The following is a 3,910-nucleotide window of genomic DNA, read 5'->3' as shown; positions in this document are numbered from 1 at the left end:
GGGCGCTCGGGATCGGCGCCTCCGTCGTCCGCGCCAGCCGGTTCGACCCGCGCGGTACGCCCGCCCTCACGGCGGGCTCCAGCGGCACCCGGCAACTCGCCACCTCCGTGCTCGCGCTGGAGGACGTACGCCAGGTGCGCAGGGCCCACGGCGGCACGGTCAACGACGTTCTGCTCGCCACCGTGGCGGGCGCGCTGCGCCGCTGGCTGCTGGAGCGCGGCGAAGAACTGCCGGACCGCGACCCGCGCTCCGACCCGCGCGCCCTCGTGCCGGTCTCGGGGCGGCGGCCGAGCAGGGCCAGGCAGAGCGCGGGCTCCGGTGGCGGCTCCGGCTCGGGCAACATGCTCTCCGCGTATCTGCTCGGCCTGCCGGTCTCCGAGCCCGACCCGCTGTCCCGGCTGACCGCGGTGCGCCGGGACATGGACCGCAACAAGAAGGACGGTCCCTCACGGGGCGCCGGTGCCCTCGCCGTACTCGCAGGGCAGCTGCATCCGCTGGCGCACCGGCTCGGCGCGCCGATCGCGGGCAGCGCGGCCCGGATCCTCTTCGACGTGCTCGTGACGAGCGTGCCGCTGCCGCGCGCGACACTCTCGTTCGCCGGCTGCCCGCTGCGGGAGATCTATCCGATGGCGCCGCTGGCGCGCGGTCAGTCCCTGGCGGTGGGGCTGACGACGTACGGCGGGCAGGTCCATGTCGGACTGGTCGCCGACGGCAAGGCCGTCCCCGACCTCGGAGGGCTGGCGAAGAACATGAACGAGGAGCTGGACGAACTGCTCCGCGCGACGGTGCCCAGCGGCCCGGCCGGCCCCGCCGGGACCGCCGGCGCCCCTGCGGACACCGTCCCCGCCGAACGCGCTGTGTCCGCCGTGTCCGCTGTGCCCGCCGTGTCCGCCGGGGCCGACCTGGGCGGATAGATCGGACAATTCCCGACGCGAGCGTGCGCGCCCGGTGGAGTCCTCAAGCGCCGTACAGGCCGAACGGACACGGCCCGGACACAGCCCGGACACAGTCCCCGGCACGGCGGACTTCGCTGCCTCGAAGGTGTTGACGACACCCAGTCATCCGATGAATATTCTGGGTGTCAACTTCGGGAGGCACAGCGCAATGCGGCAGAACACGCTCGGAAGCGGTGAGGTCGGCGTATCCGAGCTCTCCTTCGGAACGGCCGGGATCGGCAACCTCTACACCCCCGTCGAACCGGAGCGGGCCGCGGCGGCCGTCGACGCCGCCTGGGACGCGGGCATCCGCTACTTCGACACCGCACCGCACTACGGCCTCGGCCTCGCCGAACGCCGCCTCGGCGAAGCCCTGCGCTCCCGCCCCCGCGCCGACTACACCCTGTCGACCAAGGTCGGCCGGCTGCTCGAACCCCTGCCGTTCGCGGACGGCGACGACCTCGACAACGGCTTCGCCGTCCGTGCCACCCACCGCCGCGTCTGGGACTTCAGCGCCGACGGCGTACGGCGCAGCATCGACGAGAGCCTGGAGCGGCTCGGCACCGACCGGATCGACACCGTCTATCTGCACGACCCGGACGACCACGTCGCCGACGCCTTCGGGCAGGCGTACCCCGCACTGGAAAGGCTGCGGGCCGAGGGAGTCGTCGGCGCGATCGGCGCCGGAATGAACCAGACGGCCCTGCTCACCCGCTTCCTGCGGGACACGGACGTCGACGTCGTCCTGTGCGCGGGCCGCCACACCCTCCTCGACCAGTCCGCCCTCACCGAACTCCTGCCCGAGGCCGCCGCCCGCGGCCGGAGCGTCGTCGTGGGCGGCGTCTTCAACTCCGGGCTGCTCGCCGACCCGCGCCCCGGCGCGACGTACGACTACACGGCCGCCCCGCCCGCGCTGCTGGAACGCGCCCTGCTCATCAAGGCCGTCGCCGAGCGGCACGGCGTCCCGCTGCGCGCCGCCGCCATCGCCTATCCGCTCCGTCACCCGGCCGTCGTGAGTGTCCTCGTCGGCACCCGGTCCCCGGGGGAGGTCGTGGACGCGGCGGACATGTACCGCCGTACGGTCCCCGACGCGCTCTGGGACGACCTGCGCGCCGAGGGCCTGCTGGAGGGCGACGCCCGATGAGCGAAGCCCCGCCCCGGCCGCCGACCGCGTCGGCGTGCGTCGTGGACGCCCACCACCATGTGTGGGACCTGTCCGTACGGGACCAGGACTGGATCACCGGCCCCGCCATGGCACCCATCCGGCGGAACTTCGGCGTCGCCGATCTCGCACCCGAGGCCCGCGCCGCCGGAGTCGGCGCCACCGTCCTCGTCCAGACCGTCACGGTCGCCGACGAGACCCCCGAATTCCTCGCCCTGGCCGACACGAGCGACCTGATCGCCGGTGTCGTCGGCTGGACCGACCTCACCGCCCCCGACATCGCCGACACCCTCGCCGCGCTCCGCGAGATGCCCGGCGGCGACAAGCTCGTGGGCATCCGCCACCAGGTCCAGGGCGAACCCGACCCCGAGTGGCTGCTGCGTCCCGACGTACGGCGCGGGCTCACCGCCGTGGCCGCCGCCGGGCTCGCCTACGACCTGGTCGTCCTGCCGCACCAGCTCCCGGCCGCGACCGCGGCCGCCGCCCTGCTGCCGCAGCTGACCTTCGTACTCGACCACCTCGGCAAGCCGCCCGTCGCCACCGGCGGGCTCGACCCCTGGGCCGGCCACATCCGGGCACTGGCCGCCAGGCCCAACGCCGTCTGCAAGGTCTCCGGGCTCGTCACCGAGGCCGCGTGGGACTCCTGGACGGCGGACACACTGCGTCCGTACACCGAGACGGCCCTCGACGCGTTCGGCTCGGCGCGGCTGATGTTCGGCTCGGACTGGCCGGTGTGCCGGCTCGCCGCCTCGTACGCCGAGGTCGTGGCCGTCACCCGGACGCTGACCGGCGATCTGAGCGAGAACGAGCGGCGGGCGGTCTTCGGCGGGACGGCCACGGCGGTCTACGGCCTGTGAACCGGCGCCCGCCGGGCGTTCGCGCCGGGGCTGCGGCACGCTGGACGCATGCCGGAAGTCCCCGAAGTCGAAGCGCTGAGAGAATTCCTCGACGGCCATCTGGTCGGCAAGGAGGTCGCCCGCGTCGTGCCCCTGTCGATCAACGTCCTCAAGACGTACGACCCGCCGCTCACCGCACTGGAGGGCGTCACCGTCAGCGGGATCGAGCGGCACGGCAAGTGGCTCGACATCGTGGCGGGCGACTCCGGGCTCCATCTCGTGATCCATCTGGCCCGCGCGGGCTGGCTGCGCTGGAAGGACGAGTTCCCGGCCGCCCCGCCGCGCCCGGGGAAGGGACCACTGGCGCTGCGGACCGTCCTGACCGGGGGCGACGGCTTCGACCTGACCGAGGCGGGCACCACCAAGCGTCTCGCCGTCCATCTCGTGCGCTGCCCCTTCGAGGTGCCCGCCGTCGCGAGCCTCGGCCCCGACCCGCTGGACGAGTCCTTCGACCGGGACGCCCTCGCCACGCTGCTCGCGGGGGAACGGCGCCAGCTCAAGGGCGCCCTGCGGGACCAGCGGCTGATCGCGGGCATCGGCAACGCGTACAGCGACGAGATCCTGCACGCGGCGAAGATGTCCCCCTTCAAGCCGGTGCAGAATCTGACCGAGGACGAGATCACGGTCCTTTACGACGCGATGCGCACGACGCTGAACTCGGCGATCGAGCGCTCGCGCGGTGTCGCGGCGGGCCGGCTCAAGGCGGAGAAGAAGAGCGGTCTGCGGGTGCACGGCCGGGCCGGTGAGACGTGCCCCGTCTGCGGCGACACCATCAGGTCGGTCGCCTTCGCGGACTCGTCGCTCCAGTACTGCCCGACCTGTCAGACGGGCGGCAAGCCGCTCGCCGACCGCCGGACGTCCCGCTTCCTCAAGTAACCAGCGGCTGATCGCGGGCATCGGCAACGCGTACAGCGACG

General features: G+C 73.5%; 4 protein-coding genes. All 4 read left to right on the top strand.

Translation table 11 applies throughout. From position 1 onward, the window contains the following. The coding region (locus tag GXP76_RS34450; protein ID WP_242575555.1) for a WS/DGAT domain-containing protein at window positions 1–914 on the top strand (914 nt) is incomplete at its 5' end. 190 nt (window positions 915–1,104) lie between these two features. Further along, complete coding sequence (locus GXP76_RS34445) at window positions 1,105–2,079, top strand: aldo/keto reductase (RefSeq protein WP_242575554.1); 975 nt, start codon at window positions 1,105–1,107, stop codon at window positions 2,077–2,079. Then, window positions 2,076–2,954, top strand: coding sequence for an amidohydrolase (locus GXP76_RS34440; RefSeq protein WP_242575553.1), 879 nt, complete (start codon window positions 2,076–2,078; stop codon window positions 2,952–2,954). Before GXP76_RS34445 ends, GXP76_RS34440 begins: the two co-directional genes overlap by 4 nt. A gap of 48 nt (window positions 2,955–3,002) precedes the next feature. Continuing rightward, window positions 3,003–3,869, top strand: a complete 867-nt coding sequence (locus GXP76_RS34435; protein WP_242575552.1) for an Fpg/Nei family DNA glycosylase — start codon at window positions 3,003–3,005, stop codon at window positions 3,867–3,869. Window positions 3,870–3,910 lie beyond the last annotated feature (41 nt).

Source organism: Streptomyces sp. NP-1717 (assembly GCF_022695985.1).
In the GTDB taxonomy this organism is placed as follows: Bacteria; Actinomycetota; Actinomycetes; order Streptomycetales; family Streptomycetaceae; genus Streptomyces.
Note: the sequence above shows the minus strand (reverse complement) of the source record. Positions and strands in the feature narration are given on the sequence as shown.

Coding starts and splice junctions, on each gene's coding strand:
- GXP76_RS34435 (WP_242575552.1), top strand. CDS start 3,003: ATGCCGGAAGTCCCCGAAGTCGAAGCGCTGAGAGAATTCCTCGACGGC.
- GXP76_RS34440 (WP_242575553.1), top strand. CDS start 2,076: ATGAGCGAAGCCCCGCCCCGGCCGCCGACCGCGTCGGCGTGCGTCGTG.
- GXP76_RS34445 (WP_242575554.1), top strand. CDS start 1,105: ATGCGGCAGAACACGCTCGGAAGCGGTGAGGTCGGCGTATCCGAGCTC.